The sequence below is a fragment of the Desulfococcus sp. genome (genome assembly GCF_041737845.1).
Classification (GTDB): Bacteria; Desulfobacterota; Desulfobacteria; order Desulfobacterales; family Desulfococcaceae; genus Desulfococcus.
In genome coordinates this window covers 1-26,133 of record NZ_JBGSQX010000152.1, presented here as the reverse complement: position 1 = coordinate 26,133, position 26,133 = coordinate 1, and the positions used below count along the sequence as shown (strand labels likewise).

The window sequence follows — 26,133 nt, the reverse complement described above, 5'->3', positions numbered from 1 at the left end:
CGCCTTGATCCCGGAAAAGCCGGCCAAATTTGTAATTATTTATTGCAAAATTGTTTTGCTGTACTAAAATATGGGCGCAGTTGTCCCTGCCTGCGGGAGGCTCTTGAAAACCTGTTCGGCGGCCGGTTGCCGCCTGAAAATATGCAACGTGATTGGATTGGCGCACACATGATGAAGAAGATCGAGGAAGTCACCCTGCTTTACGAAATCAGCAAGACCCTCAACGAGCACCTGGAGCTGAGAAAATCCCTCTACAAAGTCCTGGGCATACTCTCCGGTTCCATGGACATGATCCGGGGGACGGTCACCATCCTGAATCCGCTCCGTAACGAAATCAGCATCGAGGTGGCGCACGGGCTCTCCCAGACCGCCATCGCCCGGGGAAAATACAAGCTGGGAGAGGGGATCACCGGCCGGGTGATCGAAAGCGGCAAGCCCGTCGCCATTCCCAAGATCAGCGAAGAGCCCCTCTTCCTGGACCGCACCGACTCCCGGAAGGCCAAGGAGGAATTTTCCTATTTCTGCGTGCCCATCACCAGAGGCAACATCGTCATCGGCGCCCTCAGCGTGGACCGCCCCTACGACCCCGCCTATTCCCTCAACAACGGAACGGAGCTGTTGAGCGTTGTCGCCATGATGATCGCCCAGCACGTGATCAACCTCGAAAAGATCCATCTTGAAAAAGAGCAGCTCCGGGAGGAAAACCGCCGCCTCAAGAACGAACTCGAAAACAAATACCGCATCAACAACATCATCGGCAACAGCAACAAGATGCGGGAGGTGTTCCAGATGATCTCCCAGGTCTCCAAGAGCAACGCCACGGTGCTGATCCGCGGGGAGAGCGGAACCGGCAAGGAACTCGTCGCCAATTCCATCCACTACAACAGCCGGCGGGCCAAGAGCCCGTTCGTCAAGATGAACTGCGCGGCCCTGCCGGCCAACCTGATCGAGAGCGAACTCTTCGGCCATGAAAAGGGGGCGTTCACCGGCGCCATCCGCCAGAAGCTCGGGAAATTCGAGCTGGCCCACAAAGGGACCATTTTCCTGGATGAAATCGGGTCGATCACCCCGGACGTACAGGTGAACCTTCTGCGGGTCCTCCAGGAGAAGGAGTTCGATCGGATCGGGGGTCAGAAGACCATCAAGACCGACGTCCGGGTGATGGCCGCCACGAACAAAAACCTGGAGCTGGCGGTCGAGGAGGGCTCTTTCCGGGGAGATCTCTACTACCGCCTGAACGTTTTTCCCATCTACATGCCGCCCCTCCGGGAGCGCAAGACCGATATCCTGCTCCTGGCCGATCATTTTCTCGAGAAATACAGCGCGGAGAACGGCAAGGACATCCGCCGCTTTTCCACGCCGGCCATCGACATGCTCATGGCCTACCACTGGCCCGGAAACGTCCGGGAGCTGGAAAACTGCATCGAGCGGGCGATCCTGGTCTGCGACGAGGGCGTGGTCCACAGCTACCACCTGCCGCCGACCCTCCAGACCGGAAAGGAGTCCGACACCCTGCCGGACCTCTCTCTCGAAGACGCCATCGCCAGCGTGGAGCGGGAGATGATCATCGATGCCTTCAAGAATACCCGGGGCAACGTCACCCAGTCTGCGGACCTCCTCAAGACGACCGTGCGGAAGGTGGCGTACAAGGCGAAAAAGTACGGCGTCGACTATGCGCTCTATCGATAGCGGATACGCTCACAGGCGTTTTTTGCTCATGATGGAGAAGATGAGATACAGGCCCAGGATGGCGGCGGCGATGAAGATGATGATCCCGATGAGCGATATGCCGTAGATCAACGGCGGAATCCGGGCGATGACGATGATGGAAGACCCGATGATCAGGGCGGCGGTGATGATGGCAAAGGAGAGCTTGTTGCTGATCCGGTCGTGGGTTTCGATCATTTTTTCCAGGCCGTGGTGCTCGAACTGCACCGCGAGCCGCTGGCGTTTCACGAGGCGGACCACCTCGAGCGCATCCTTGGGAAACTGCTGAAGGAAGGCGATCAGGTCGAGGGAAATGGCCAGGATCTCCTCGGTGATCCGTTCGGGGCGCATGCGGGCGGCCTTTTCCCGCTTGATGAACGGAAGCGCCCTGGCGACCATGTCAAATTCCGGGTTGAGAAGACGGGCGACGCCCTCGACGGTGCTGAAGGCCTTCAGCATCAGGAAGAGGTCGGGCGGGATGCGCAGATGATGTCGCGAGGTCAGCGCCAGAAGGTCGTGGAGGAGCTTGTTCGCCTTAATGTCCTTGAGAGGCCTGTAAAGATACTGGCCCATGATGTCCGCCACATCCCGCTCCAGCATGCGGACGTCCGGCTCCCCCTCCCGGCTGGTGATCCGGAGAAGGACCTGGGTCGTGCGAAATTCGTCCCGACGGGCGGCCCCGTAAATCAGGTCTACGAAGGCCTGCTTGGTGTACCGGTCGATGGATCCCATCATTCCGAAATCAAGGAGGCAGATGACGTGCCCCGGCAGCACGAGGATGTTCCCGGGGTGGGGGTCGGCGTGGAAGAATCCGTGGTCGAACACCTGCTGGAGGAGGAGGTCCGCCCCGAGGTCCACGACCCGCCGCGTATCAAGGCCGGCCTCCGCCAGCTTCTCCGTCCGCGACACCTTGATTCCCTTCACGAATTCCATGGTCAGGATCCGCTCGGTGGTGATCTCCCGATAGACCTTGGGGACGTAGATGGAGGGGATGCTCAGGAACTGGCGGGCGAACCGCTCGATGTGGGCGGCCTCGATGTTGTAGTCGATCTCCTTCTCGATGCTCCGGGCGAATTCCTCGACGATCTTGACCGGCCGCTGGAACGCCATCTCCTCGATGTTGTGCTCGATCAGCGTGGCCAGGTGGAGCATGATTTCGACGTCGACCTCGATCAGCTGTTTGATGCCCGGGCGCTGCACCTTTACGGCGACGATGTCCCCCTCGCGGGTCGTGGCCTTGTGCACCTGGCCGATGGAGGCGGAGGCAAAGGGTTCGGGGACGAACATCTCGAACATCTCCTCCGGCATGCGCTGGAATTCGGACTCAAAAACGTTCCTGACGTCGTCAAAGGGGAACGGCGGCACCTCGTCCTGGAGCTTGGACAGTTCCTCGATGAGGGCGGGCGAAACGAGGTCGGACCGCGTGGAGAGAAGCTGGCCCAGCTTGATGTAGGTCGGACCCAGTTCCTCGATGGCCATCCGGACCCGCTCGGCCCGGGTGAGCTTATGGGTCTGGAGGATGGGCCGCTTGCTGGCGGAAAGCATCTGAAGGCCGATTTCGATATACTGATCGATGTTGAGGCGCTCGATGACGTCCCCGAACCCGTATTTGATGAGGATGCCCAAAATCTGGCGATACCGGTTGAGATGGCGGTAGGTCCGGCCGAAGGCCCCGATTTTTCGAATACTCAGCATGGACAAGCTCACAACCGGTCGATTGGCAGACGGTTTCGTCAAGGGTTCGAGAACAAGGCTTCAAATCCCGGGGCATGATGGGCAGGCAGAGTCCCCCGCGGCGAAACAGGCGGCGTGGATATCGGATGTTCCGGAACCGTCATTCCCGAAGCCGTAACCAGCATAACATAAAGATGGCCAAGTCTACAGGCAAGGCGGAAAAAAACGACGGATGTCCCGGGAGGGTCTTCCCGGGACATGGGCGCGCGCCCGTCGGGAGGCCTGCGTGATTACAGTTTTCCCAGGATGGCGCTTGCGATGGTGTTTTTCTGGATCTCCTTGGTGCCCTCGTAGAGTTCGCAGATCTTCGCGTCCCGGGCAAACCGCTCCACCTCGTAATCCAGCATGTAGCCGTATCCGCCCAGAAGCTGGATGGCTTCGTCGCAGACCTCCACCGCGCAGCGGCCGGCGGCCATCTTGGCCATGGAGGTCAGTTTGGGATCGATGCGTCCCTGATCGAAGTTCCATGCCGCCTTGTGGACCAGAAGGCGGACCTGCTCGATCTTGGTGGCGATATCCGCGATCTTGTGCTGGGTGATCTGGAAGTGGGCGATCTTTTTGCCGAACTGCTCCCGGGACTTGACGTAGGCGAGTGCCCGGTCAAAGGCGCCCTGGGCCGTTCCCAGTCCTTGGGCGGCGATGAGGATGCGGCTTTCGTCAAAGAATTCGAGGACCTGGTAAAAGCCCTTGTTTTCCTTGCCGATCAGGTTGGCCGCGGGCACCCGGACATCCTTGAAGACGACCTCCGCCGTGTACATGGAGCGGATGCCCATCTTGGTCCCCACGCTGGCGGCCGAAACGCCGGGCCGGTCCGCCTCGACCAGGATCAGGCTCTGGCCGCGATGGGGGGGCGATGCATCGGGGTCCGTCTGGCAGAGGACGCTGTAGAACCCGGCAAGGGGGCCTCCGTTGGTGATGAAAATCTTGGTGCCGTTGATCAACCAGTCGTCGCCGTCCCTGACGGCTGTGGTATCCATCCGGGTGATGTCCGAACCATGGTCCGGCTCCGTGAAGGCGCCGCAGGAAAGGACCTTGCCCTCGGCAACCTTGGGGAGCCAGTTGGATTTCTGCTCCTCCGATCCGAAGTGCAGGAGGATCTCAGAGGCGAAATCGGCCAGAATGAGGCATGCGCCGACGGAGGAATCGCCGCGGCACAACTCCTCGGCAACCAGAATGTTTTCCATGACGCCGTATCCCATGCCCGAGTATTTTTCCGGGAAATGGATGCCGATAAACCCGAGTTCGGCGGCTTTCTTCCAGATATCCACGGGATATTCGTGTTTTTCGTCCATCTCCGCGATCAGGTCTTTCTGAAATTCCTTTTTGACAAACTCCCTGACCGACTGCTGAATGCGCATTTGCTCTCTGGTCAATTCAAATTCCATGTTGCCTCCCCCTGGTTGATGTTGGATGTTCGCGATTGGGATTACAGTTCATCCCGCCCCGAGGGTTAAACGATATTCAGGATCGGAATCGACCCCCAGTGATTTGGCGGCGTTTATTTAGTCTGTTGAATTTTAACAGTAATATTGGAGAAATAGCATATGGGAACTGCCGATGCAAGGAATTTCCGGGAGCACCGTAAAAAAGTTCGAGCGCTCGTTAGGAAACGGGATCCTGAATAGAATGCTTCCCGACCCCGGCAAAAAAACCAGCCTGCGGGGCGTGAACCGGCCGTTGTCGGAAAAGTTCCTTGACTGTTAATTTTACCTGACTTAATTGGTTGAAAATGATATGCTATTCATAATTGCATGAATGTATTCACGCACCGATAAAGGATAAGTTCGTAAAAATCTGCAGTAAAGCCGGTTTTGAAAAAGATCGGGATCAAGGCTTGCCATTCCCCCCCGAATACGGCGGGCTGGCGCATTGCCGTCGCGGCGGGGAATCTGCCTGATCCCGACAGCGGACGTTTCACGGAACCGTTAATGAGGAAGTAACGCACATGAGTTATTCAATTGCACTCGCCGGAAAGGGCGGCACGGGCAAAACCACCGTCGCCGGATTGCTCGTCAAATATCTTGTCGAAAAACACAAAACACCCGTCCTCGCCGTCGACGCGGACGCCAACGCGAATTTGAATGAGGTGCTGGGGCTCAGGGTCCGCGATACCGTGGGCAATGCGCGGGAGGACATGAAAAAGGGCCGTGTGCCGGAGGGCATGACCAAGGATGTCTTCATGTCCATGCGGCTGGAGGAGGCCATCGCCGAGGAGGACGGATACGATCTCCTCGTCATGGGCCAGCCGGAAGGGGCGGGGTGCTACTGCGCAGCCAACAGCATCCTCACGGGGTTCCTGGAAAAGCTTTCGGTCAACTACCCTTATGTCGTCATGGACAACGAGGCGGGAATGGAGCACATCAGCCGCCTCACCACGCGGAACGTGGACGTGCTCCTGCTGGTGACCGACGCCTCCCGCAGAGGGATCCAGGCCGCCGTGCGGATCAATGAACTGGCCAAGGATCTGAATATCGTCGCGGGAAAGTGCTGCCTGATCATGAACCAGGCCAAGGGGGAGCCCGATCCGGGCGCGCTTGAAATCATCCGCGACGCCGGCATCCAGTTGGCCGGCGTCATTCAGGAGGACGAAACGGTTTACGAATACGACCTCAAGGGAAAGCCGACCGTGACGATTCCCGAAGACAATCCGGCCGTTCGCGCCGCCTTCGAGATTTTTGAAAAGATCATCGATTAATACTTCTTTTGACGATGGGGGGATTATGAAAAGAACAGGCTTTCTCTACGATGAAAGGTTTCTGCTCCATGACACCGGCCGCATGCACCCGGAGTCGTCCGATCGGCTTCGTGCGGCCTACAGAGGACTTGAAGAGGCCGGTCTTCTCCCCAAGCTGACCCTCATCGAGGGAAAGCGCATGAGCCAGAAGTATATCGAGCAGGTTCATCACGTCAACTACATCATGCGGCTCGAGGAAGCCTGTCTCATGGGGATGTGCGAGTTCGACTATCCAGACAACCAGATGTGCCGGGAAACCTATGATATCGCCGTCCTTGCCGTGGGCGGCGTCATCGATACGGTGAGGCGCGTCATGGCGGGGGAGATCGACAACGCCTTCTGTGCGGTCAGGCCTCCCGGGCATCATGCGGAAATCAGCAAGGCCATGGGTTTCTGCTATTTCAACAACGTGGCCATCGCGGCAAGGTATCTTCAGGATGAGTGTCGGGTGGGCCGCGTGGGCATCGTCGACTTTGACGTCCACCACGGAAACGGCACGCAGCACATTTTTGAGTACGATCCAACGGTTTTCTACTACTCCATCCACGAACACCCCTCTTTTGCCTATCCCGGCACGGGCCGGGAGTTTGAAGAGGGGATGGACGCCGGCCGGGGATACACCCTGAACACGCCGGTTCTGCCGGGACAGGGGGATGCGGAATACATGGCATTGATCGAGCGGGACCTCCTGCCCGCCTTTTCCCGCTTTGAGCCGGATTTCATCCTGGTTTCCACGGGATTCGACGCCCATAAAGATGATGACATGTCGGGCATCAATCTCTCCACGGAATGCTTTTCATGGATCATGGAGACCCTGATGGATCTCGCGAACAAATACGCAGGCGGCAGGATCGTGTCGGTTCTGGAGGGCGGCTACAACATCGAGCGGCTCCCCGAACTCGTGAAAAATCATGTCGAGATCCTGCTGAAAGGATAGACGATCTCAGGCAGGCTTATTAAACATTTTCCAAGTATGGGAGGAGATGAATGTTTGTCGATAAATCGATGACCAAAGGTGTGATTACCATCCGGCCGGAGACGAGCCTCCTCGAAGCGAGGGCGCTCCTGAACAAGCACCAGATTCGCCATCTGCCGGTGACCGACGAAGAGAACACCCTGGTGGGGATCGTAACCGACCGGGATGTTCGAAGCGCCACGCCGTCCATCCTGCTGGACGATTTCGACAGCGCCAAGGAGCGGGAGCGGCAGGCCAAGATAACGGCCCGGGACATCATGAGCAAAAATCCCGTGACCTTGAAGCCGATGCACACCATCCAGGACGCGCTCCTGATCATTCAGCAGAAGAAGGTGGGGGCCCTGCCGGTGGTGGATGAAAACAACAAGCTCAAGGGGATCCTCTCCGTCCGGGACCTGATGCGCGCCTTCATCAATGTGCTGGGGATCGGAGAGCCCGGCACGCTCCTGGGGATCCTCGTCGAGGAGAAGGTCGGTCAGCTCAAAAAGATCGTGGATGCCATCGCCGAGGAGAACATCTCGTGCGGCAGCGTGCTGGTGGCCCGGCACTGGGATGAAACCAAACGGGCCGTGTTTCCGTACCTCCTGACCAACAACGTGGGGCGAATCAAGAAGAAATTTGTCGAAATGGGATTTTCCCTGATCGATCCCATGGACTGGCATCTCGACCGTTTGCCGAAAAGTGAGTGAACGATTGGACGTCGGCCCGAAAGCGCATCCCTGCCGGGATCTTCACATTTACTACATCGAGGGCGGCGTCGTCGATGATGCCTGCATGTCCGGCGAGCCTTACATCGGCAACTGGGTGGAGGAGGGGTATTCTTTTCTGTTCTTCTCCCGGCCGGCACGGGACGCCGTGGTCCGGATGCTCGCAAGGCAGCCCGGGCTGACGCTCCTGGATTCCTACCAGATGCGGTATGAAGACTGGCTGGGAGAGCGGTTCACGGGTTTTTCCGCGGGGCGGTTTCACATCGTTCCCCCCTGGGATCCGTCGGCGGGAGACCGGTCCCGGGAACGGCTCATCCTGGATCCCGGGGTCGTCTTCGGCACGGGGACCCACCCCACCACCCGCGATTGCCTGGAGCTTATCGAGCGGGTCTGCCGGGAAGCCCCGATTTCAACGGCCGTCGATGTCGGGACCGGGACCGGGCTGCTTGCCCTGGCCGCGGCCCAGGCCGGGTGCGGGCGGGTGCTCGCCTTTGATTTGAACCTTCTGGCGGTCCGGACCGCACGGCGGAACATCGCCTTGAACCGCCTGGAAGACCGGATTCTCGCGTTTCAGGGGAATGCCGTTGAGATGGCGGATGTCCCGGCGGACCTGATGATCGCCAACATCCATTACGATGTGATGGTCCGCCTGCTCGCATCCGGCGCCATTCTCAACAAGCGGTGGGTCATTCTGTCGGGCCTCCTGCGGAGCCAGTCCGCCGATGTGGGGCGCCTGCTTTCCGGAGGCCCCGTCGAGATCGTGGAGCATCGCCGGCACGACGGGATCTGGCATACCTATTTGGGAAGGGTTCGCCGCTGAAAAGGGCGGCGCGGCATCTCCAGGGGACGACGGGGCTGCCGCGTTTCCGAAGCAAAGGGAGATACCCCCGTAACAAGTCGATTTTCAGACGGTTCCGTAAAAAAGCCGAGATCAAGTCTTGCGAATCCCGAGGAATGAAGAAGTACCTGCAGTACGCCGCAGTGACGAGGGATGAAGCGTAACACAGATATCGGCCTTTTTACGGAACCGTCAAGGGTGATTATGTTTATCAGATGCTGGGGCTCAAGGGGATCCGTTCCCGTATCCGGGAAGGAGTACATTCGGTACGGCGGCGATACCACATGTATCGAGATCCGCAACCAGGCGGGGGACATCATCATCGTCGATGCGGGAACCGGCATCCGTCGGCTGGGCCGCCATCTGGTGGCCGAAGGCCGCTACGAATACCATATGATCTTCACCCACGCCCACTGGGACCACGTGATGGGGTTTCCCTTTTTCAAGCCCATTTACATTTCCCGGACGCAGCTCCGCATGTATCGGTGCCCCTATTCCAAATTCGTGGAAACGATGCTTTCCAAGGTCATGGCGCCGCCCTACTTTCCCGTGCCCTACGGCGAAACCAGTGCCAGGGTCTCCTATGCCGAGGATATCCAGTGCAGCGTCGCCTTCAATATCGGCCCCCTGTCTGTCCAGGCGATCCCCTTGAGCCACCCCAATACGGGGATGGGATACAAGTTCACCGAAAACGGCAGGACCTTTGTGTTCCTGACGGACAACGAGCTGCGATACCCGCACGTCGGCGGGGTGACCTACGACAGATACCTCGATTTCGTCGCAGGCGCCGACCTGCTCATGCACGACGCGGAGTACACCCCCGAGGAGTACCTCGAACGGCGCAAATGGGGGCACTCCACCTATATAGACGCCCTGGAGCTGGCGCTTGAGGGCGGGGTGAAGCGCCTGGGCCTGTTTCACCTCAACCAGGACCGCACGGACCCGGAGGTCGACGGCATCGTCGCGGCATGCCGGGAAGTCATCGACGCCCGCGGCAAATCCCTCGAATGCTTCGCCGTGGGCACGGATATGGAGTTTACGTTATGATGGATTTGATTCGACGGGCCGCGGAGGATCTCCTGGCCTCGAAATGCGCCGTCGCCTTGACGGGCGCCGGCATCTCCGTGGAGAGCGGCATCCCGCCGTTTCGCGGAAAGGGCGGCATCTGGGAACGGGTAGATCCCATGGAATTCGGGCATATCGACACCTTTGAGAAGGATCCGGGCAAGGTCTGGCGCGTCCTGATCCGGGACCTCAAGGAGATCATCGACCGCGCCGCGCCCAATGACGGGCACAAGGGGCTGGCGCGCCTGGAGGCCATGGGGCTCCTTGCCTCGGTCATCACCCAGAATGTCGACGGGCTTCACCAGATGGCGGGCAGCACGGACGTTCTGGAGTTTCACGGCAACTGCGCCTGGCAGCGGTGCATGGACTGCGGGGGGAAGAAGCGGACCCGGGATGTGGACATCTCCAGTCTTCCTCCGGTCTGCGCATGCGGCGGGGTCCTGCGGCCGGACTGGGTCTTCTTCGGGGAGGAGATCCCCCCCGCGGCGCTCCAGCGCTCCCGGCAGCTCGCCATGAGGTGCGATGTCATGATGGTGGTGGGCACCTCGGCCATGGTCCATCCCGCGGCAACCATGCCCGTCATCGCCCGGGAGACCGGGGCAAGAATCATCGAGATCAACCCGGAGCGGACCCCCCTCACCGGATATGTCAGCGACTACCTGATCCGGGGCGGTGCCGGCGATGTCATGAACGCCCTGGTGTCGGAACTGGAAAGCATGGGATGACCGAACCTGCGCCGGCACCCCCCTCGGCGGGGGAGAACCGCCGGGTGGTGACGGTCCGCCTCACGCCCCCCAGCCTAAAAGACAATACGGCCGACGCCGACCGCCTGCAGCGGGCCCTGATGCGGCGGCTCGATTCGGACCGGGTCCGGATCGACCTCCCCCTCCTGAGAGAGATCCCCGAGGCCCTCAGAAGCTGGGGCTATTCTGCCCGCTGCCTGCTCTTCAAGGACCGGTACGGCCACCAGCTCCTGGGCATGGCCGACCCGGCGGCCCCCCGGGTCATGGCCGGCCTCGCGGTGGACCTCGGAACCACGCGCATCGTCCTCCGTCTGGTGGACCTGGCCTCCGGCCGGACCCTGGAAGAGGATGCCTTCGACAACCCCCAGATCGCCGTGGGTCCGGATGTCCTTGCGCGGATCCATCATGCGGATGCGGCCGAGGGGCTGGCCGGGATGCAGGCCATGGTCATCGGCGGGCTGAACCGGGCCATCGCGGCCCTGTGCGCCCGCGCGGGCTTCTCGCCCGCGGACGTATACCTCGCGACCGTCGCCGGCAACACGGCCATGAGCCACCTCTTCCTGGGCATCCCGCCCCGGTGGATCATCCGGGAGCCCTACATCCCCGCCGTCAACACCCCCGATCCGATCCCGGCTTCGGAGCTGGGCCTCGAGATCCATCCCCGGGCCCGGGTCCTGGTGTTTCCCAATGTCGGGAGCTACTTCGGCGGCGACCTCATCGCCGGGATTCTCTTTTCCGGGATGAACGAGATCGAGGAGACGGCCATCCTGGTGGACGTGGGCACCAACGCCGAGGTGATCCTGGGCAACCGGGACTGGCTCATCGCCTGCGCCGGCGCGGCCGGACCGGCCCTGGAGAGCGGCGTGGCCCGGATGGGCATGATGGCGGCCCCGGGGGTGATCGATACGGTGACCGTCGACCGCCAAACCCGGCGGTTCCGCTGGGAAACCATCGGGGGCCTCCCGCCCCGGGGCATCTGCGGCTCGGGCATCATCGACCTGGCGGCCCATCTCTTCTTGTCGGGGATGCTCGATATCCGGGGGAAGCTGGTGCCGGAAAAGTGCGGGAAAAACCTTGCCGTCATCGACGGGATGAACCATATCATCGTGGTCCCGGCGGCGGATTCGGCCACCGGCCGGGCCCTCATGATGAGCCAGGCCGACATCGACAGCCTGATCCGCTCCAAGGCGGCCATGTACACCATCCTGGAGACCATCACCCTCTCGGTGGGGATGACCCCCCGGGACCTCACCCGCTTCTACGTGGCCGGCACCTTCGGTTCGTTCATCAAACCCCGCTCGGCCATCACCATCGGCATGATCCCGGACCTTCCCATGGAATGCTACCGGCCCCTGGGCAACAGCTCCCTGGGCGGGGCGGCCCTGGCCCTGACCCTCGACGACTGTACGGCCGAGATGGACCGCATCCGGGACCGGATCACCTACATCGAACTCAACGTCAACCAGGAGCTCATGAACCGCTTCAGCGCGGCCAGGTTCCTGCCCCACACCGAGCCGTCGCTATTCCCGTCCGTCCAGGTCTGGGGCTGATATCGCGTTCCCGAGAATGCTCCCGGCGTCACCCCAGCACCTTGACCATGAGCGGAATGGCCACGAAGGTGCCGATGGAGCTTCCCAGGTTGGTGAAGACCACCACGAGCAGGACCCGCGTCACCTTATTGCGCCAGAAACCCCGGACGGAGAGGATGTCTTTGGACAGGTCCTCGAAGTCCATCACCTTGGGCTTTTTCATAAGGGCTTCGACCAGGCCCGAAACCCAGCCCGCCGCCACCATGGGGTTGAGGGAGGTGAGGGGCGAGGCCAGCACGGCCGAGGCGATGGTCGCCGGGTGACCCAGGGCGATGAGGGCGCCGCCTCCCGCGAAAATACCGTGTGCGACGACCCACGAGAGGGCCATGTGGGTGCCCGCCTCGGCGCCGCCGTAATAGAATCCGAAAGCGAAGATGGCCGCGATCGCAAGGGGCAGCAGCCATTTGAGCACCCCGGAAAACCGGCCTTTGGGAGGAATCTTCTCCAGGTCCGCGATATCGATCTCTTTCTCCCAGTTCGCGCGAATGCCGGGCACATGGCCCGCGCCGACCACCGCGACGATCTTGGTTCCGGGGGCGGTCCGGATTTTCTGGGCCAGGTAGAGGTCCCGCTCGTCGATGAGAATGGTTTTCAGGACGGGCAGGGATTTGCCGACCTCCGCCAGCAGGCTTTCCAGGATGTCCTGGTCTTTCATCCGCTCCACGTCCGCCTCGCTGATCTCCCCCAGATCCCCCATGGACAGGATGAGGTGGAACAGGACCTTCACCTTGTCCCGGAAGCCCATGATGCGCCAGGTCCGGGAGAGAGTCACGCGGATGTCCCGGTCGGCCAGGTGGGTTTTTGCCCCGATGGCGTCGGCCGTTTCCATGGCCGTCAGCATCTCCTGGCCGGGGGTGACGTCGAGCTTCTGGGCGATCCGCTTTTGAAAGGCGGCCAGCATCAGGTTCGACAGGAGGAGGAAGGCCTTTTTCTCCCGAATGACCTTGACGATGTCCATCTCCCGCCACTGGTCCTGGTTTCGGATGGCCTGGTATCGGGATGCGCAGAGTTCCACGCAGACCGTGTCGGGCTGTTCGGCCTCGATGACCTCCCGGACCAGGGCGGCGCTCTCCTTGGAGACGTGGGCCGTTCCCACCAGGAGGATTTCCTTGTCGGCGGTGAAGATGCGATCGACATTCCTGTTGAGGTTTACTTCCATTATGCTATAATTCCTCATTCGTTCGTAATGAATATGACGCGGTCGTATCCTCCGGAATGCCAGGCATGGCCCGGAAGAGAGTCATCCGGAAGAGAGTCATATAGACATGTTTGCCGGTGCAACGCAAGATCAATCAAAGCCCATCGGGGAGGACGGAATGACGGACGCGGCGGTTGCGGCGGAAAGGGAGAAATATCGGATCCGGAGCGCCCCCTACTATCTGGAAACGGGCCGTGAGATCGCCCTCTTCGAGGCCGCCTATGCAGCGCGGCTGCCGGTCATGCTGAAAGGGCCCACCGGCTGCGGAAAGACGCGTTTCGTGGAGCACATGGCCTTTCGGCTGGGCCGCCCCCTCGTCACCGTCGCCTGCCACGAGGACCTCTTCGCCTCCGACCTCATCGGCCGGTACCTCCTCAAGAACGACGAGACCGTCTGGGAGGACGGCCCCCTCACCCGGGCCGTCCGGATGGGCGCCATCTGCTACCTGGACGAGGTCGTGGAGGCCAGGAAGGATACCACGGTGGTCATCCATCCCCTCACGGACAACCGGAGGACCCTGGCCATCGACAAAAAAGGGGAGGTGCTTGCGGCCCATCCCGATTTCGTCCTGGTCATCTCCTATAACCCGGGCTACCAGTCGGTCTTGAAGGACCTCAAGCAGAGCACCCGCCAGCGCTTCGTCTCCATGACCTTCGACTACCCCGCGCCGGAAAGGGAGGCCGAGATCGTCTCCCACGAGGGCGGGATCGACCTGGATACCGCCCTGAAGCTGGTGACCCTTGCGGGGAAGATCCGGAACATCCGGGAGCACGGCCTGACAGAGGGCGCCGGAACGCGGCTGCTCATCTACGCGGCCCAGCTCATCCGCCGGGGGGTGCCCGTCCGCGAGGCCTGCCGGTCGGCCGTCTGTCTCCCCCTCACGGACGACGAACGCCTCCAGGAGACCCTGGGGGACCTGATCGATGACCTTTTCTGAAGACCCCGGAAATCCACCCGCGACCGTCCCCCGCGCCATGGCCGACATTCCCCGTCTCGATCGCCTGGAAATCATCGATCCCGAACTGAGCGGGAAGGTGACGGCCATCCTCGCGGCCAAGCACCGCCGCATCCCCCGGGAGATGACTGAGATGCTGGAGGAGGAGACCCTCCGGGCCATGGTGAAAGACATCGAGCTTGGCTATCTGGTGGCCGAGGGGGTTGCCGGCCTGCTGGGGGAGGTCTCCGCGGACCGCCTTGCCGGCTACCGGGAGATGGTCCGCGATGTCGGGGAAAAGGGCGTCAATCTCGGGCGGATGCTCGCCCGCTACTGGGTGCCGGTTTTGAAACACGGCGACGACGACCTGGTCGAACGCTTCTCCCGGGTGGTCGGGGTGATGCGGAAGAAGGGGGAATACACCCTCAAAAAGCCCTTCGACTATCTCTCGCTGCTTCTGGGGGAGGGGTGCCATGCCACCGCAGCCGCCTTTCTGGGTCTGCTCCACGATATCTTTTCCCGGGACCTGCCCTACAAGGAGTGCCTCTTTCTTGCCCGGGCCGTGCCCGAAACCGTCGCCGGACTTCCCGAGCTGAAACGGAACGGGCAGATTTCCCAGTTCCGGCGGGTGGTGCGGGCGGATGTCCGCCTCGCCCACCCGTTCATGGCCGCGCTTGCGGAAACGCTCTGCCGCCTTTCGGAAGACGGCTTGCGGCGGTTCGTCACGGCGGGGATCGAAGCCTTCGAGCGCCGCGAGGACCAGGGGGTCAACTTCCTCTCTCTGGCCTCCCAGCAGGGCCGCGACGCCTGCCAGGAGCTCCTGGTCGCCGTGGCCCTCCCGGAGATCCGGGGGCAGCTCAACCGATATCTCCAGGCCCGAACCGGCACGGGGGTCTCCGTCCGGCCCCTGTCATCCATGCCCGGAAGCCCAACAGCCGGGCTTTTGGAGCCGCCACTGGTCGTCTCGGACGGCCGGTGGATTTACCTTGCCGACGAGATCAGCCTGTTCCCGCGCAGGGAAGACAACCGGGATCTGTATAAATGCCTGGTGCGGCTCGAATCGGCGTATACCGAATTCGGCACCTTCGATTTCGATCTGGAAAGGACCCTGGAGGCCCTGGGGCTGCCGCAGGCGGACCCGGAAGCGGCAGACCGGTCGGATCTCGAGCGGTTTTTCCGGATCTTCCCCGATCCCGACCTGGCCCGGGACCTCTTTACCCTCTTCGAGCACGGCCGGATCCGCATGATCCTCAAGAAGGTGTATCCGGGCGTGGTGCGAAGCGCCTTTCCCTTCCTGATCGCTGCTGCGGGGCCTGCAGCCACCGGGGAAAGGGGGCGGGAATTCCTGCCGTGGCTCTACCGGCGGGTGGCCCTGGGAGAGGACCTCACGGTCCGGTCGAGGGAATTCCGCCGGTCCCTGAGCGCGGTCGAGGAGCGGTTCTATGACCGGATCACCGCCGAAACCGGCGTGAACGCCGTGGGCATGCTGGTGCACGAGGTCTATCCCATCGTTCGGGGCCTTGCCGGCGGCGACGGCCCCCTGAGACCCCTGTCGCCGCCCTTTGGCCGGCGCCTGCGGCCGGACCTCCGGTTTTCGACCCAGCTTGGTTTCGAGCGGATGGCCGGACGGATCCAGGCCCTTTTGAAGGCGAAAGGGGTCAAGGTCTACCGGCAGGACCTCCGCAAGCGTCTTATCCGGCAGCGGGGAGCCCTGTCCCGGGAGGACCTCCGGGAGATCGTCGCCTCCCCCGAGGCCGGGGAGTCCGGCAGCACCGATGGGGTTTCCGCCATGGCCGAGCTGACGGTGGAGGTGCTGGCGGAGGTTCTAGGAGAAAAAGCCGCGGACGCCCGGGCGGCGGAGTCCTCGCCCTATCCGGTCTTCTGGTACCGCGAATGGGATCACGGACTGGGGGACTATCTCCACGACCATGTCCGGGTCTCGGACCGGCCCCTTGGAGGCGCTGCCGTCGATTTTTACGACAGGGTCCTCCGGTCCCGCTACGGGCTGATTCAGAACATCCGGAGGGCCTTCGAGCTGCTGAGGCCCAGGGAACTGACCCTGCTCCGCCGCTGGACCGAGGGGGACGACTTCGATTACCGCGCGCTCATCGATTACGCCGTCGACCGGAAGGCGGGCATCATGCCCTCGGACCGGCTCTACACCAAGCGCGTCAAGCAGCAGCGGGACGTTGCGGTACTGCTCCTGGTGGACCTTTCCCGCTCCACCGCCAACCGGGTCTTCGGGTCGAAGGCCACGGTGCTCGATCTTGAAAAGGAGGCCATCGTGCTCTTCTCGGAGGCACTGACGGTGGTGGGGGACAATTTCGCCGTGGCGGGGTTCTCCGGAACGGGGCGTCTGGGGGTGGATTACTACCGGATCAAGGATTTCGACCGGCCGGTGGACGATGCCGTCCGGGGACGGATCGGCGCCATGGCCCCCCAGCGCAGCACCCGGATGGGAGCGGCCATCCGCCACGCCACAGCCCAGCTCATGACGGCGGCGGCCCGGGTGCGGCTCCTCATCGTGCTGGGGGACGGTTTCCCCAACGACACCGGGTACAAGCGGGAGTACGCCATCGCCGACACCCGGAAGGCCATCGCCGAGGCCCGGGCCAAGCGGATCCACGCCCGGGCCATCACCGTCAACATCGTCGGCGGCGAAGCCCTCGACGATCTCTACGGTAGCTTCCATCACAACGTCATCTCAGACGTCCGGGAGCTTCCGGACAAGCTGCTCAGGATCTACGGTGCGCTGACGCGATAGGCCTTCAGGCCGCGTGGCTCCCGGCGCAGGCCGCGTCGGGGCGGCGGAAGAACGAGAGGCGCACCGGCCGGGAGAGGATCTTTTCCCGACAGAGCCCGCGAAAGAAGGCCGACAGGCCCTCGATTTCGGCGGGATCGAGAGAGTAGCGCAGCCGGCTGTAGTATTCCCGGCACCTGGCCTCGGGGATGCCCAGGCGGTCCGACGCCTGGGGCAGGATCCGGCCGATGTTCCGCATCCCCTCCCTTCTGGAACGGTGGAGCGCCGTAAGCACGGCCGACACGCATGCCGGATGGGCCTCGGCAAAGGATCTCCGCACGGCCCAGAGGGCGAAGACGAAGGGCAGGCCGGTGCGGTCCCGCCACAGTTCCCCCAGGTCCCAGACATGATCGAAGCGGGCGGACCATGCTTCCCGCAGGGCGGCATCGCCGATGACCAGGGCGGCGCCGGTGTCCTCCGGCAGATCGGCCGCGGTGCGGACGCGCCCGGTGGCCAGGCGCGCATGGACGCCCGCCGAGGACAGGAGGCACCGGGTGAGGGCCGCTGCCGTGGCCGAGTCCCGCGTCAAAATGACCTTCTTCCCGTTCAGGTCTTCAAAGGGGTGGCGGCTTACGAGAAGGACGCTCATGACCGGCCCGAGGCAGGCGATGGAGAGGTCCGGCAGTACGAGCCAGTCGTCCTGGTGGCGGGCGTAGGCGGCGGACGACACCGGGCTGATGTCGATCCGGCCCTCGTCCATCATGGCGTTCAGGGCGGCCGGCGGGGCGCTGATGATGTCGATCCAGTCGGGTTTTCGCCCGTTGTTGAGCCCGTAATAGACGGGGGCGACGTTCATGTAGCTGATCCGGCCGACCCGGACCGGTGCGGCTGGACGGAATGCGGCTTCAGCCGGGTATTCATCAATTGGAAAGGTCATGGACGATTCGCTCCAGCAGGGCGGAAGGGGTGGATGCGGTGACGGGCAGGTAGCACAGGCCGGCCGATTTTCCCGGGGCGAGGCTCCCGAAATGGTCGCCCAGGTGCAGCGCGGCGGCGCCGTTTCGGGTGGCCAGGGCCAGGATCGTTTCCGGGGAGATGCCGGGGTAGGCCCGTGCGCAGAAGGCCATCTCATCGAACATCGAAAGGGATTCGGTGCCGGCCAGGCTGTCGGTCCCCAGGCAGGGGGCCAGGCCTGCGTCGATCATTCCCGGAAGGTCCGGGAGCCTGCCGTGGAGATTTTGGTTGCTCCGGGGGCAGAGGCAGACCCGGGCGCCGCGCCTTCGGAGGATGTCGAACTCCTTGCGGCCGGCATGGATCAGGTGGACGGCCAGGGTTTTTTCGTCCAGGATCCCCAGCCGGTCCGCATACTGCACCGGTCCCACGTCGGGGATGGCCCACCCGGAAAAATCGATCCCGCGCTCCCTCAGGAAGTCGGCCCACGGCCCGCGGCCGGTGGTGAGGAAGGCCAGTTCGTCGTCCGATTCGTCCAGGTGGATGGAGAAGGGCCGGCGGCTGTGCCGGGATACGTCCTTCAGGCGCTGAAGCCATGCCGGGTCGGTCGTGTGGGGGGCGTGTCCCGCCACGGCGGACGTCAGGAGCGGCTCCGATGGGGGCATGGCCGTGTCGGCCCCGTCCCCGGGGCTCCCCAGAAATTCCCGGAACCAGACGCCGCAAAGGCCCGAAGCGCGCAGGGGTGCCCAGGTGATGCCCAGGGTGGAGACCTCGCCCACCGCGCCGCATCCGCCGGCCGCAAGGGCATCTATCCCTTTTTCCACCCCGGCGGCAAGGGCTTCGGGGCCTGCGGCCGCACGTTCTGCCAGCAGCCTTCGGACCCATTCCCGGAATCCCCGGTCGAAAGGCACCTTCCCCGCGAGGGCCGAAAGCTCCAGGTGGGTGTGGGCGTTGACCAGCAGGGGGAGGATGGCGCCGGGGCCGTGGTCCGTGACGGGAAGATTGCGGGGGAAGTCGGCCCCGGCGCCCGCGTCGGTGATCCGGCCGGAGTCCACGGCGACATACCCGTCCCGGAGGATCCGGTCGGGGGCTGCGATCACCCATCCGGCCCGGTGGACGGCTGTTCCGGGGGAGGCATGGACGATTTTCGGGGTCATGCAAAGGCCTTCAGATGGGTGTAGAAACAGTCCCGCTGGACTGCCCGGAACCCCGCCGCCTGGATCAGGCGGACCATCTCGGATTTGGGCAGCCGGAAGGAGACCCCGGCGGCGGCCACCACGTTCTCCTCGATCATGGTGCTTCCCAGGTCGTTGGCGCCGAAGGCCAGGGACACCTGGGCGATCTTGGCCCCCTGGGTCACCCAGGAGGCCTGGAGATTGGGGATATTGTCGAGGTAGAGCCTGGAGAGGGCCAGCACCTTCAGGTACTCGGCGGCGGTTTTGGGCGTGACGGAGAGTTGCGTGTTGGCGGGCTGGAAGGTCCAGGGGATGAAGGCGGTGAAGCCGCCGGTCCGGTCCTGGAGGTTCCGGATCTCGTCCAGGTGCCGGATGAGCTGCCCGGGCGTCTCCACGTGGCCGAACATCATGGTCGCCGTGGTCCGGAGGCCCATATGGTGCGCGGTCTCCATCACCGCAAGCCATTCCCCAGCGGGGCACTTTCGGGGGGAGATCTGTTCCCGGACCTCGTCCACGAGGATCTCGGCCCCGCCCCCGGGGATGGAGCCCAGGCCCGCGTCGATGAGCCGGATCAGGGTCTCTTCCAGGGTGAGCCCGGAGGTTTTCGCCATGAAGGCGATCTCCGGCGGCGAGAACCCGTGGACGTGGATGTCGAACTCCCCGCGGATGAAACCGAGCAGATCTGTGTAGTAATCGATTCCGAGCTCCGGGTGCATGCCCCCCTGGAGGAGGATCTGGGTGCCGCCCAGGTCGAGGGTCTCCCGGATCTTTTCCCGCAGGGCCTCCCGCGAGATCAGGTAGCCTTCCGGATGCCCGGGAGGCCTGTAGAAGGCGCAGAACCGGCAGCCCGAGGCGCAGATGTTGGTGTAGTTGATGTTCCGGTCGATGACAAAGGTGACCCGGGGCTCGGGGTGGCGCGCGAGTCGTGCCCGGTGGGCCAAATGGCCCAGCACCAGCAGGTCGGCCTCCGCGAGCAGAAGAAGGGCGTCCTCGGGGCTCAGGCGCTCCCCGGCATGGGCTTTTTCAAGGGCCTGCGCAAGATCCCTCATGAGCCGCCTCCCGTCTCGATGGGGGCTGCGGCGACCGGCCGGTAAAAGGAGTCCCGCTCCACCGGGGTGAAGCCGGCACAGGCGATGAGGCGCGCCATCTCCTCCCGGGCCAGTCCCTTGGGGGAGGTGGCGCCGGCCATGTGGGTGATCTTCTCCTCCACGATGGTGCCGTCCAGGTCGTCGGCCCCGAAGGAGAGGGCGACCTGGGCCAGTTTTTCGCCGATCATGACCCAGTAGGCCTTGATGTGATCGAAATTGTCGAGCATGAGCCGGGCGACGGCAACGGTTTTGAGGTCGTCGAACCCCGTGGTGGGGGGGAGGTCGCTCAGTTGGGTGTTTTCGGCATGAAAGGCCAGGGGGATGAAGGCGGAGAACCCGCCCGTCCGGTCCTGGAGCTCCCGCAGCCGGATGAAGTGGCGGACCCGCTCCTCCAGGGTTTCGATATGCCCGTAGAGCAGGGTGGCATTGGCGGTCAGGCCGGCCCGGTGAACGGCCCCCATGACCGCGAGCCAGCGCTCGCTGTTGATTTTTTTGGGGAAGAGCGTCGACCAGACCCGGTCGTTCAGGACCTCGGCGCCCCCGCCGGGGATCATGCCGAGACCTGCCGCCTTGAGGGCCGCAAGGACGGCATCCAGGCCAAGGCCGGAGATCCCGGCGAGATGATCGATCTCGACGGCCGTGAAGGCCTTGATGACGGCATGGGGGCGGATTTCCCGGACGGTTTTCAGGAGATCGATATAATACGAAAACGGCAGGGACGGGTTGACGCCGCCCACCATGTGCACCTCGCGGATGGGCTCGTGGATGCGGGAAAAGAGGCGCTCCCGCACGTCGTCCAGGGTGTAGGTATAGGCCCCGGTCTCGGCCTTGTCCCGGGCAAAGGCGCAGAACCGGCAGCGGTTCCGGCAGACGTTGGTGTAGTTGATATGCTGGTTGTAGACATAGTAGGCCGTGCGCCCGTGGCGCCCCCGGCGGACCCGGTCGGCCAGCCTCCCCACGCCGATCAAATCATGGCTGTGGTAGAGGGCCATGCCGTCCTCGAAATCGAGGCGGCGTCCGGCCTCGACCTTTTCGAGAATGGGGGCAAGGGATGGATCTAAGAACCCGATTTCCATGGAATCTCCTGAGAACGCTTACAGCCCGGCGGGGCCGCACCTTGGCAGGGTCGGCGCGTCGGTGCATCAAAAATGACCATGCGGTCACACTCATAGAACGAAATGGATTTCCCTGGCAAGTCTTTTTTCGGCGCGGACCGGGCAAAAAAATCACTGTTCCTTGAGGGTTGCGGGGCTATTTTCGGATGAACACGAGGCTCAGTTGCGGCAGATAGGTGATGATCAGAACGGCTGCGAGAAGGACCAGCATGAACGGCACGGCGGCCCGGTAGAGGTCCGTCACCGGCTTCTTGAAGCGGTAGCTGGCGATGAAGAGGTTCATGCCGACGGGCGGGGTGAAATAGCCGATCTGCATGTTGGCCAGAAAGATGATGCCCAGGTGGACCGGGTCGATGCCGTAGCTTACGGCCACCGGAAGGATGAGGGGCACCATGATGATGATGGCCGAGAAAATATCGAGAAGCATGCCCAAAACCAGAAGAAGCAGGTTGAGGAGCGCGAGAAAGACCGTCGGGTCGGTGACCCGGGCCTGGATCATCTCGAAAAGGCGGGCCGGGACCTCCGCGTCGATCAGGAAATTGGTGAAGGCCAGGGAGACGCCCAGGATCAGGAGGATGCCGCCGACCATCACCATGGCATCCCGCATGATGCCAGCAAGGGCCGATACGTGGATTTCCTTGTAGACGAACACCTCCACGACGAGGACATACAGGGCCGTTACGGCGGCGGCCTCGGATACGGCGAAGTATCCGGAATAGATCCCGCCCAGAACGAACACGGGCAGGGGCAGCTCCCAGGCCGTCTCCCGGACGGCCGCCAGGGCCTCCCGGACGGAAAACCGCGTGAGGGGCATGTGGGATTTTCGGTTGGCCCACAGGCTGTACAGGGAGAGGAGCACCACCATCAGGAGGGCCGGCAGCATCCCCGCCAGGAACAGGTCTTCAAAGGTCACCGCCTGACCCACATCGAGCTGCTGGGCCACGACGCCGTATAGGATGAGCGGCAGGGAGGGGGGCAAAAGAAGCCCCAGGCTGCCGGAGGAGGTGACCAGCCCCATGCTGAATTTTTCGCTGTAGCCGGTCTCGCCCAGGGCGGGCAGGAGGAGGGCGCCCAGGGCTACGATGGTGACCCCGGACGCACCCGTAAAGGCCGTGAACAGCGCGCAGGCCACGAAGGCCACGATGGCGAGCCCGCCCGGAATCCATCCGATGAAGGCCCGGGTCAGCCGTACCAGGCGCCGGGAGGTGTTGCTCTCCCCCAGGACGTACCCGGCGAAGGTGAAGAGCGGAAGGGCCACCAGAACGGGCGTGCCGGCGATCCGGTAGAGTTCGATGGCGATGACCGAGAGGTCGACCTCCAGGGTGTAGAACCCGGCCATGGCCACCGCAAGGATGATGGCGAAGAGGGGGGTGCCGAAAAGCGCAAGGAGCAGAAGGCCTGTGGCTAGAATATAGGTGGTCATGGCATTCCCGGGGTCAGGGGGTGTTCGGCGGCTGTTTTTGTCGAAAATTCCGAACGGAAAGAACCAGGTAGCGGAGGGCGATCACCGAGAAGGCCACCGGAATGATGGCCTCGCAGAGCCATGCGGGGACCCGGACGAAGGCCATTCCGCCGAATTCGGCTTCGGACCTGACAAACCGGAAGGCATGGACGGCCGTGATCGCGCAGAGAACCGCGGTGATCAACTGCACCGCGGCGTCGGCTCTGGTCTGAAACCGCCCGGGCATCAGGCGGGACAGGATGTCGATGCGGATGTGCTCTCCGTTCCGGCTGGCGATCATGGCGCCCAGGAGCCCGATCCAGAGCACCATGATCCGGACCAGCATGTCCCCCCACGGGATGCTGACGCCCAACAGGTTCCTCATGACAATCTGGAGCGCGGCCATGAGGATCATGGCGAGCAGCAGGCCCACCAGGAGTCCGTCTTCCAGCCGGTGGAGCAGATTGAGGAGCCTGTCCGTCCTCGATACGGGTTTATCCGGGGGCATGGAATGCTTCTATTGCTTCCGGTAAGCGTCGAGGCCGTCTTCAAGGGACCGCACAATCGCCTCGGAGATCCGTCCCGACTCCACCAGGCGCAGGGGCACCTTTTCCGAACGTTCGCGGAGTTCCGCGAGCGCTTCGCCGGTCGGCGCGATGAAATTGATCCCCTGATTCCGGAGGGCCTCCATGGCCTTGATGTTGTCTTCCCGGTTCTGCCGGTCGATATCCGCGAACATGCGGCTCAGGACCTCCCGGACGACGGGCTGATCCTCGGCGGACAGCCGGGAGAAGGCCTTCTGATCCGCCACCAGGAGCGCGTTGATGTACATGAACGGCACGTTCATGAGATGTTTGACCTGGGTGTGCCACTGGAGCGCCACCGCGCCGATGGGGGAGGTGGTGACCGTATCGATGAGGCCCGTCTGAAGCCCGGCGAGCACGTCGGAGATGGCCAGCGGTATCGGCTTGAGATCAAAGGCCTTCACCCCCTCCAGAATGTTGGGGTCGTCATCGGGAATCCACATTTTCCGCTGCCGGAGATCGGCGAGGTTTCGAACCGGGTGCTTGGACAGGATATAGGCAAACCCCCCTTCAGCGATGCCGAAAGCCGTTACCCCCTTCTTTTCCAGTGACGCCAGCAGGAAGGGGTCCATTTTTTTCCGGATGTGGTCCACTTCATCGAGGGAGCGGAACTTCATGGGGAGGCTGTAAATCTCGATGTCCGGATAAAAGCCCGTCAGGCTGCCGGCCATCAGGGTTCCCCCCTGAAGCTGGCCGATGCGCATCTTCTGAAGCACGGCGGTGTCGTTTCCCATGACGCCGCCGGGGTAATATTTGATCTGGACCCGTCCGCCGGTTTTTTCCTCCACCTCGGCCGCGCCCTGCCGCATCCGTTCCATCCAGGGGGATCCGTCCGGCGAGAGGGTGGCGATCTTCAGCCGGGCGGCATGGGCCGGCAGCGCGGCCAGGGCGACCCAGAGGGCCAGTATCGGTAACACCATGCGATGAATTTTCATATATCTCTCCTTATCACGCCGGAGCCTGCGGCGATGGTAAATCAGAAATAGTCGTCTGCGCTGTCGAGCAGCGCGCGGGCTTCCTTCTGGGCCAGGGTGTTCATGAGGGTGTACCCCTCCCTGTCGGGATCGGCCGCCACCACCCCGATCAGGAGCCGGTCATGGAGCGTTCTGTCAAAAACCAGCCGGGCATACCGGCGGGCATAGGTCACGTTGACCATCAGGTTCCTGCCGTGACTCAAGGCGATGGCCCGCTCGAAGTGGCGGCGGGCGATTTCCGGCCTGCCGCCCAATGCCGGCGGCAGCAGCGTGGCCAGGATGCCCAGGTACAGATGGGCGCCGCCGTCCTGATACCCCTCGTTCAGCACGGCCACCCGGGTCATGAGGGCTTCGACGCGGGAGATGTCGGCAACGGCGTTCCAGTCGTCCTGGTGGGCTTCGATCCAGCCGGCCCAGGCCGTTCCGAGGGTATACAGGGAGGAAACCTCGGCGGCCCCCATATCTCCGACGGTTTTCTGGAAGGCGTCGAAATTTGCCTTCCGAAGCCCGCACCCGCGCCGGTTATGGGCGCAGACGGCCTGCAAGGCATAGTCCCGGGCCTTTTCCGTCAGCTTCCGCTTCCGCGCCGCATCCGTCACATAGAAGCCGGCATAGGCGGTGTACAGGTTCGCGGCCGACCGCAGGAGGGGTGCATTCTTCGGATCCTCCCGGAGAAGCCCGTCGACCATGAGAAGGTAGGCCGGCCCCCCCGCTTCCACGGTCTCCAGATCATTGTTGTTGAGGATGGCCGCTGAGAGGCTGTCGGCGAACCGGCCGGTGACGGTGGAAACACACCCCGTAAAGGCCAGGGCAAGGAGGATCGGCATCATCCGTCGGAGCGTCCGAAGCGGGTGCGGGAACAGGCGGTGCCGGGGGGGATGTGGGGTCATCCTGAACCTCCATGGGGTGAAATAGTCGTGCCGATGAATGCCCTTGGGTGGGCCGCGGGAAATTCTATTCGGAACAATAGGAAAAACCAACTGACGTGTCAATATTTCGTTTTTCCATCCGGTTCTCCCGGCGCCGCCCCATGGGAAATCGGTTGCCGGTTCATATGCGGCTTGACCTGCCTTTACAGGGGCGGTAAACATGCTGCAGGCAAGTCTTGCGGCGATCATCTTTAACAACGGGGAAGGAAACGGAATGCAGGTCATCGAATTGAGATCCGATACCCTCACGCGTCCGACGGACGCCATGCGGAAGGCCATGGCGGAGGCCCGGGTGGGGGACGACGTGTTCGGCGAGGACCCCACGGTCAACCGCCTGGAGGAGATGGCGGCGGCGCGCGTGGGGAAGGCCGCGGCGCTTTTCGTGGCCAGCGGGACCATGGGAAACCTGGTGGCCCAGTTGACCCACTGCGGCCGGGGGAGCGAAACCATCCTGGGTGACGAATCCCACGTGTTTTACTACGAACAGGGCGGGGCCGCGGCCCTGGGCGGGATCCACCCCCGGACAATCCCCAACCGGCCCGACGGGACCCTGGCCGTTGAGGAGATCGCGGCAGCCGTTCGGCCCGACGACAACCATTTTCCAAGGTCGCGCCTGATCCTGTTGGAAAACACCCACAACCGGTGCGGCGGCGCGCCCCTGACCCCTGCATACACGGCGGCGGTGGGGCGGCTGGCCCGGGACCGCGGGCTTTCGCTCCATGTGGACGGCGCGAGGATTTTCAACGCAGCCGCAGCCCTCGGGGTGGACGTCCGGGAACTGACGGCGCCGGCGGATTCGGTCTCCTTCTGTCTCAGCAAGGGGCTTGGGGCGCCGGTGGGATCGGTGCTGTGCGGCGGCAAGGACTTCATCGCCGAGGCCCAGCGAAACCGAAAGGTCCTGGGCGGCGGCA

At 63.1% G+C, this 26,133-nt stretch carries 22 protein-coding genes; 11 read left to right on the top strand and 11 right to left on the bottom strand.

The genetic code is table 11. The features are described 5' to 3' along the window. The first annotated feature begins 171 nt into the window (after positions 1-171). Entirely contained in the window at positions 172-1,689 is a 1,518-nt protein-coding gene (locus ACEW8N_RS18850; protein WP_373501483.1) for a sigma-54 interaction domain-containing protein, read from the top strand. Between the two features lie 9 nt (positions 1,690-1,698). Here ACEW8N_RS18850 and ACEW8N_RS18845 read toward each other — a convergent pair whose 3' ends face one another. Continuing rightward, complete coding sequence (locus tag ACEW8N_RS18845) at positions 1,699-3,402, bottom strand: ABC1 kinase family protein (protein WP_373501410.1); 1,704 nt, start codon at positions 3,400-3,402, stop codon at positions 1,699-1,701. 269 nt (positions 3,403-3,671) lie between these two features. After that, positions 3,672-4,826: an acyl-CoA dehydrogenase family protein gene (locus ACEW8N_RS18840; protein WP_373501409.1), complete on the bottom strand. Its 1,155-nt coding sequence runs from the start codon at positions 4,824-4,826 to the stop codon at positions 3,672-3,674. A 560-nt stretch (positions 4,827-5,386) separates the two neighbouring features. On the opposite strand from ACEW8N_RS18840, the gene ACEW8N_RS18835 reads away from it, so the two are divergent. The 7 genes from ACEW8N_RS18835 (at position 5,387) to ACEW8N_RS18805 (ending at position 12,054) form a co-directional block, all read left to right on the top strand. Next, positions 5,387-6,136, top strand: a complete 750-nt coding sequence (locus ACEW8N_RS18835; RefSeq protein ID WP_373501408.1) for an AAA family ATPase — start codon at positions 5,387-5,389, stop codon at positions 6,134-6,136. Between the two features lie 25 nt (positions 6,137-6,161). Continuing rightward, the gene (locus tag ACEW8N_RS18830; RefSeq protein WP_373501407.1) at positions 6,162-7,112 is read left to right on the top strand and encodes a histone deacetylase; all 951 of its coding nucleotides are present in this window, start codon (positions 6,162-6,164) and stop codon (positions 7,110-7,112) included. 50 nt (positions 7,113-7,162) lie between these two features. Then, complete coding sequence (locus ACEW8N_RS18825; RefSeq protein ID WP_373501406.1) at positions 7,163-7,840, top strand: CBS domain-containing protein; 678 nt, start codon at positions 7,163-7,165, stop codon at positions 7,838-7,840. Then, complete coding sequence (locus tag ACEW8N_RS18820; RefSeq protein ID WP_373501405.1) at positions 7,833-8,678, top strand: 50S ribosomal protein L11 methyltransferase; 846 nt, start codon at positions 7,833-7,835, stop codon at positions 8,676-8,678. Before ACEW8N_RS18825 ends, ACEW8N_RS18820 begins: the two co-directional genes overlap by 8 nt. A 222-nt stretch (positions 8,679-8,900) precedes the next feature. Then, complete coding sequence (locus tag ACEW8N_RS18815) at positions 8,901-9,743, top strand: MBL fold metallo-hydrolase (protein WP_373501404.1); 843 nt, start codon at positions 8,901-8,903, stop codon at positions 9,741-9,743. After that, on the top strand, positions 9,740-10,486 hold the full coding sequence (locus ACEW8N_RS18810; protein ID WP_373501403.1) for an NAD-dependent deacetylase: 747 nt from the start codon (positions 9,740-9,742) through the stop codon (positions 10,484-10,486). Before ACEW8N_RS18815 ends, ACEW8N_RS18810 begins: the two co-directional genes overlap by 4 nt. Further along, on the top strand, positions 10,483-12,054 hold the full coding sequence (locus ACEW8N_RS18805; RefSeq protein ID WP_373501402.1) for an ASKHA domain-containing protein: 1,572 nt from the start codon (positions 10,483-10,485) through the stop codon (positions 12,052-12,054). The genes ACEW8N_RS18810 and ACEW8N_RS18805 overlap by 4 nt, the downstream gene beginning before the upstream one ends. 28 nt (positions 12,055-12,082) lie before the next feature. Here ACEW8N_RS18805 and ACEW8N_RS18800 read toward each other — a convergent pair whose 3' ends face one another. Next, on the bottom strand, positions 12,083-13,252 hold the full coding sequence (locus ACEW8N_RS18800; protein WP_373501401.1) for a TraB/GumN family protein: 1,170 nt from the start codon (positions 13,250-13,252) through the stop codon (positions 12,083-12,085). Positions 13,253-13,409: 157 nt separating this feature from the next. On the opposite strand from ACEW8N_RS18800, the gene ACEW8N_RS18795 reads away from it, so the two are divergent. Then, entirely contained in the window at positions 13,410-14,228 is an 819-nt protein-coding gene (locus ACEW8N_RS18795) for a CbbQ/NirQ/NorQ/GpvN family protein (RefSeq protein WP_373501400.1), read from the top strand. Next, positions 14,215-16,989 (top strand): nitric oxide reductase activation protein NorD, encoded by a 2,775-nt coding sequence (locus ACEW8N_RS18790; RefSeq protein WP_373501399.1) that lies wholly within the window; start codon positions 14,215-14,217, stop codon positions 16,987-16,989. The genes ACEW8N_RS18795 and ACEW8N_RS18790 overlap by 14 nt, the downstream gene beginning before the upstream one ends. Before the next feature lie 4 nt (positions 16,990-16,993). Here the strand turns inward: ACEW8N_RS18790 and ACEW8N_RS18785 are convergent, their stop codons facing one another. The 8 genes from ACEW8N_RS18785 to ACEW8N_RS18750 all read right to left on the bottom strand — a co-directional run bounded on the left by ACEW8N_RS18785 (position 16,994) and on the right by ACEW8N_RS18750 (position 25,183). Continuing rightward, positions 16,994-17,902 carry a menaquinone biosynthetic enzyme MqnA/MqnD family protein gene (locus ACEW8N_RS18785; RefSeq protein ID WP_373501398.1) on the bottom strand — a complete coding sequence of 303 codons (909 nt, stop codon included), beginning with the start codon at positions 17,900-17,902 and terminating at the stop codon, positions 16,994-16,996. Further along, positions 17,886-19,073 (bottom strand): amidohydrolase family protein, encoded by a 1,188-nt coding sequence (locus ACEW8N_RS18780; RefSeq protein WP_373501397.1) that lies wholly within the window; start codon positions 19,071-19,073, stop codon positions 17,886-17,888. The genes ACEW8N_RS18785 and ACEW8N_RS18780 overlap by 17 nt, the downstream gene beginning before the upstream one ends. Next, positions 19,070-20,140, bottom strand: coding sequence for a cyclic dehypoxanthinyl futalosine synthase (gene mqnC, locus ACEW8N_RS18775; protein WP_373501396.1), 1,071 nt, complete (start codon positions 20,138-20,140; stop codon positions 19,070-19,072). The genes ACEW8N_RS18780 and mqnC overlap by 4 nt, the downstream gene beginning before the upstream one ends. Then, positions 20,137-21,255, bottom strand: a complete 1,119-nt coding sequence (gene mqnE, locus ACEW8N_RS18770; protein ID WP_373501395.1) for an aminofutalosine synthase MqnE — start codon at positions 21,253-21,255, stop codon at positions 20,137-20,139. The genes mqnC and mqnE overlap by 4 nt, the downstream gene beginning before the upstream one ends. A gap of 175 nt (positions 21,256-21,430) precedes the next feature. Continuing rightward, positions 21,431-22,717 (bottom strand): TRAP transporter large permease, encoded by a 1,287-nt coding sequence (locus tag ACEW8N_RS18765; RefSeq protein ID WP_373501394.1) that lies wholly within the window; start codon positions 22,715-22,717, stop codon positions 21,431-21,433. Positions 22,718-22,730: 13 nt separating this feature from the next. Continuing rightward, on the bottom strand, positions 22,731-23,243 hold the full coding sequence (locus tag ACEW8N_RS18760) for a TRAP transporter small permease (protein ID WP_373501393.1): 513 nt from the start codon (positions 23,241-23,243) through the stop codon (positions 22,731-22,733). A gap of 9 nt (positions 23,244-23,252) precedes the next feature. After that, positions 23,253-24,254, bottom strand: a complete 1,002-nt coding sequence (gene dctP / locus ACEW8N_RS18755) for a TRAP transporter substrate-binding protein DctP (protein WP_373501392.1) — start codon at positions 24,252-24,254, stop codon at positions 23,253-23,255. Positions 24,255-24,295: 41 nt separating this feature from the next. Beyond that, the gene (locus ACEW8N_RS18750; protein ID WP_373501391.1) at positions 24,296-25,183 is read right to left on the bottom strand and encodes a TRAP transporter TatT component family protein; all 888 of its coding nucleotides are present in this window, start codon (positions 25,181-25,183) and stop codon (positions 24,296-24,298) included. Positions 25,184-25,436: 253 nt separating this feature from the next. Between ACEW8N_RS18750 and ACEW8N_RS18745 the strand changes: the two genes are divergently transcribed. Beyond that, a partial coding sequence (locus tag ACEW8N_RS18745) for a GntG family PLP-dependent aldolase (RefSeq protein WP_373501390.1) occupies positions 25,437-26,133 on the top strand: 697 nt, incomplete at its 3' end.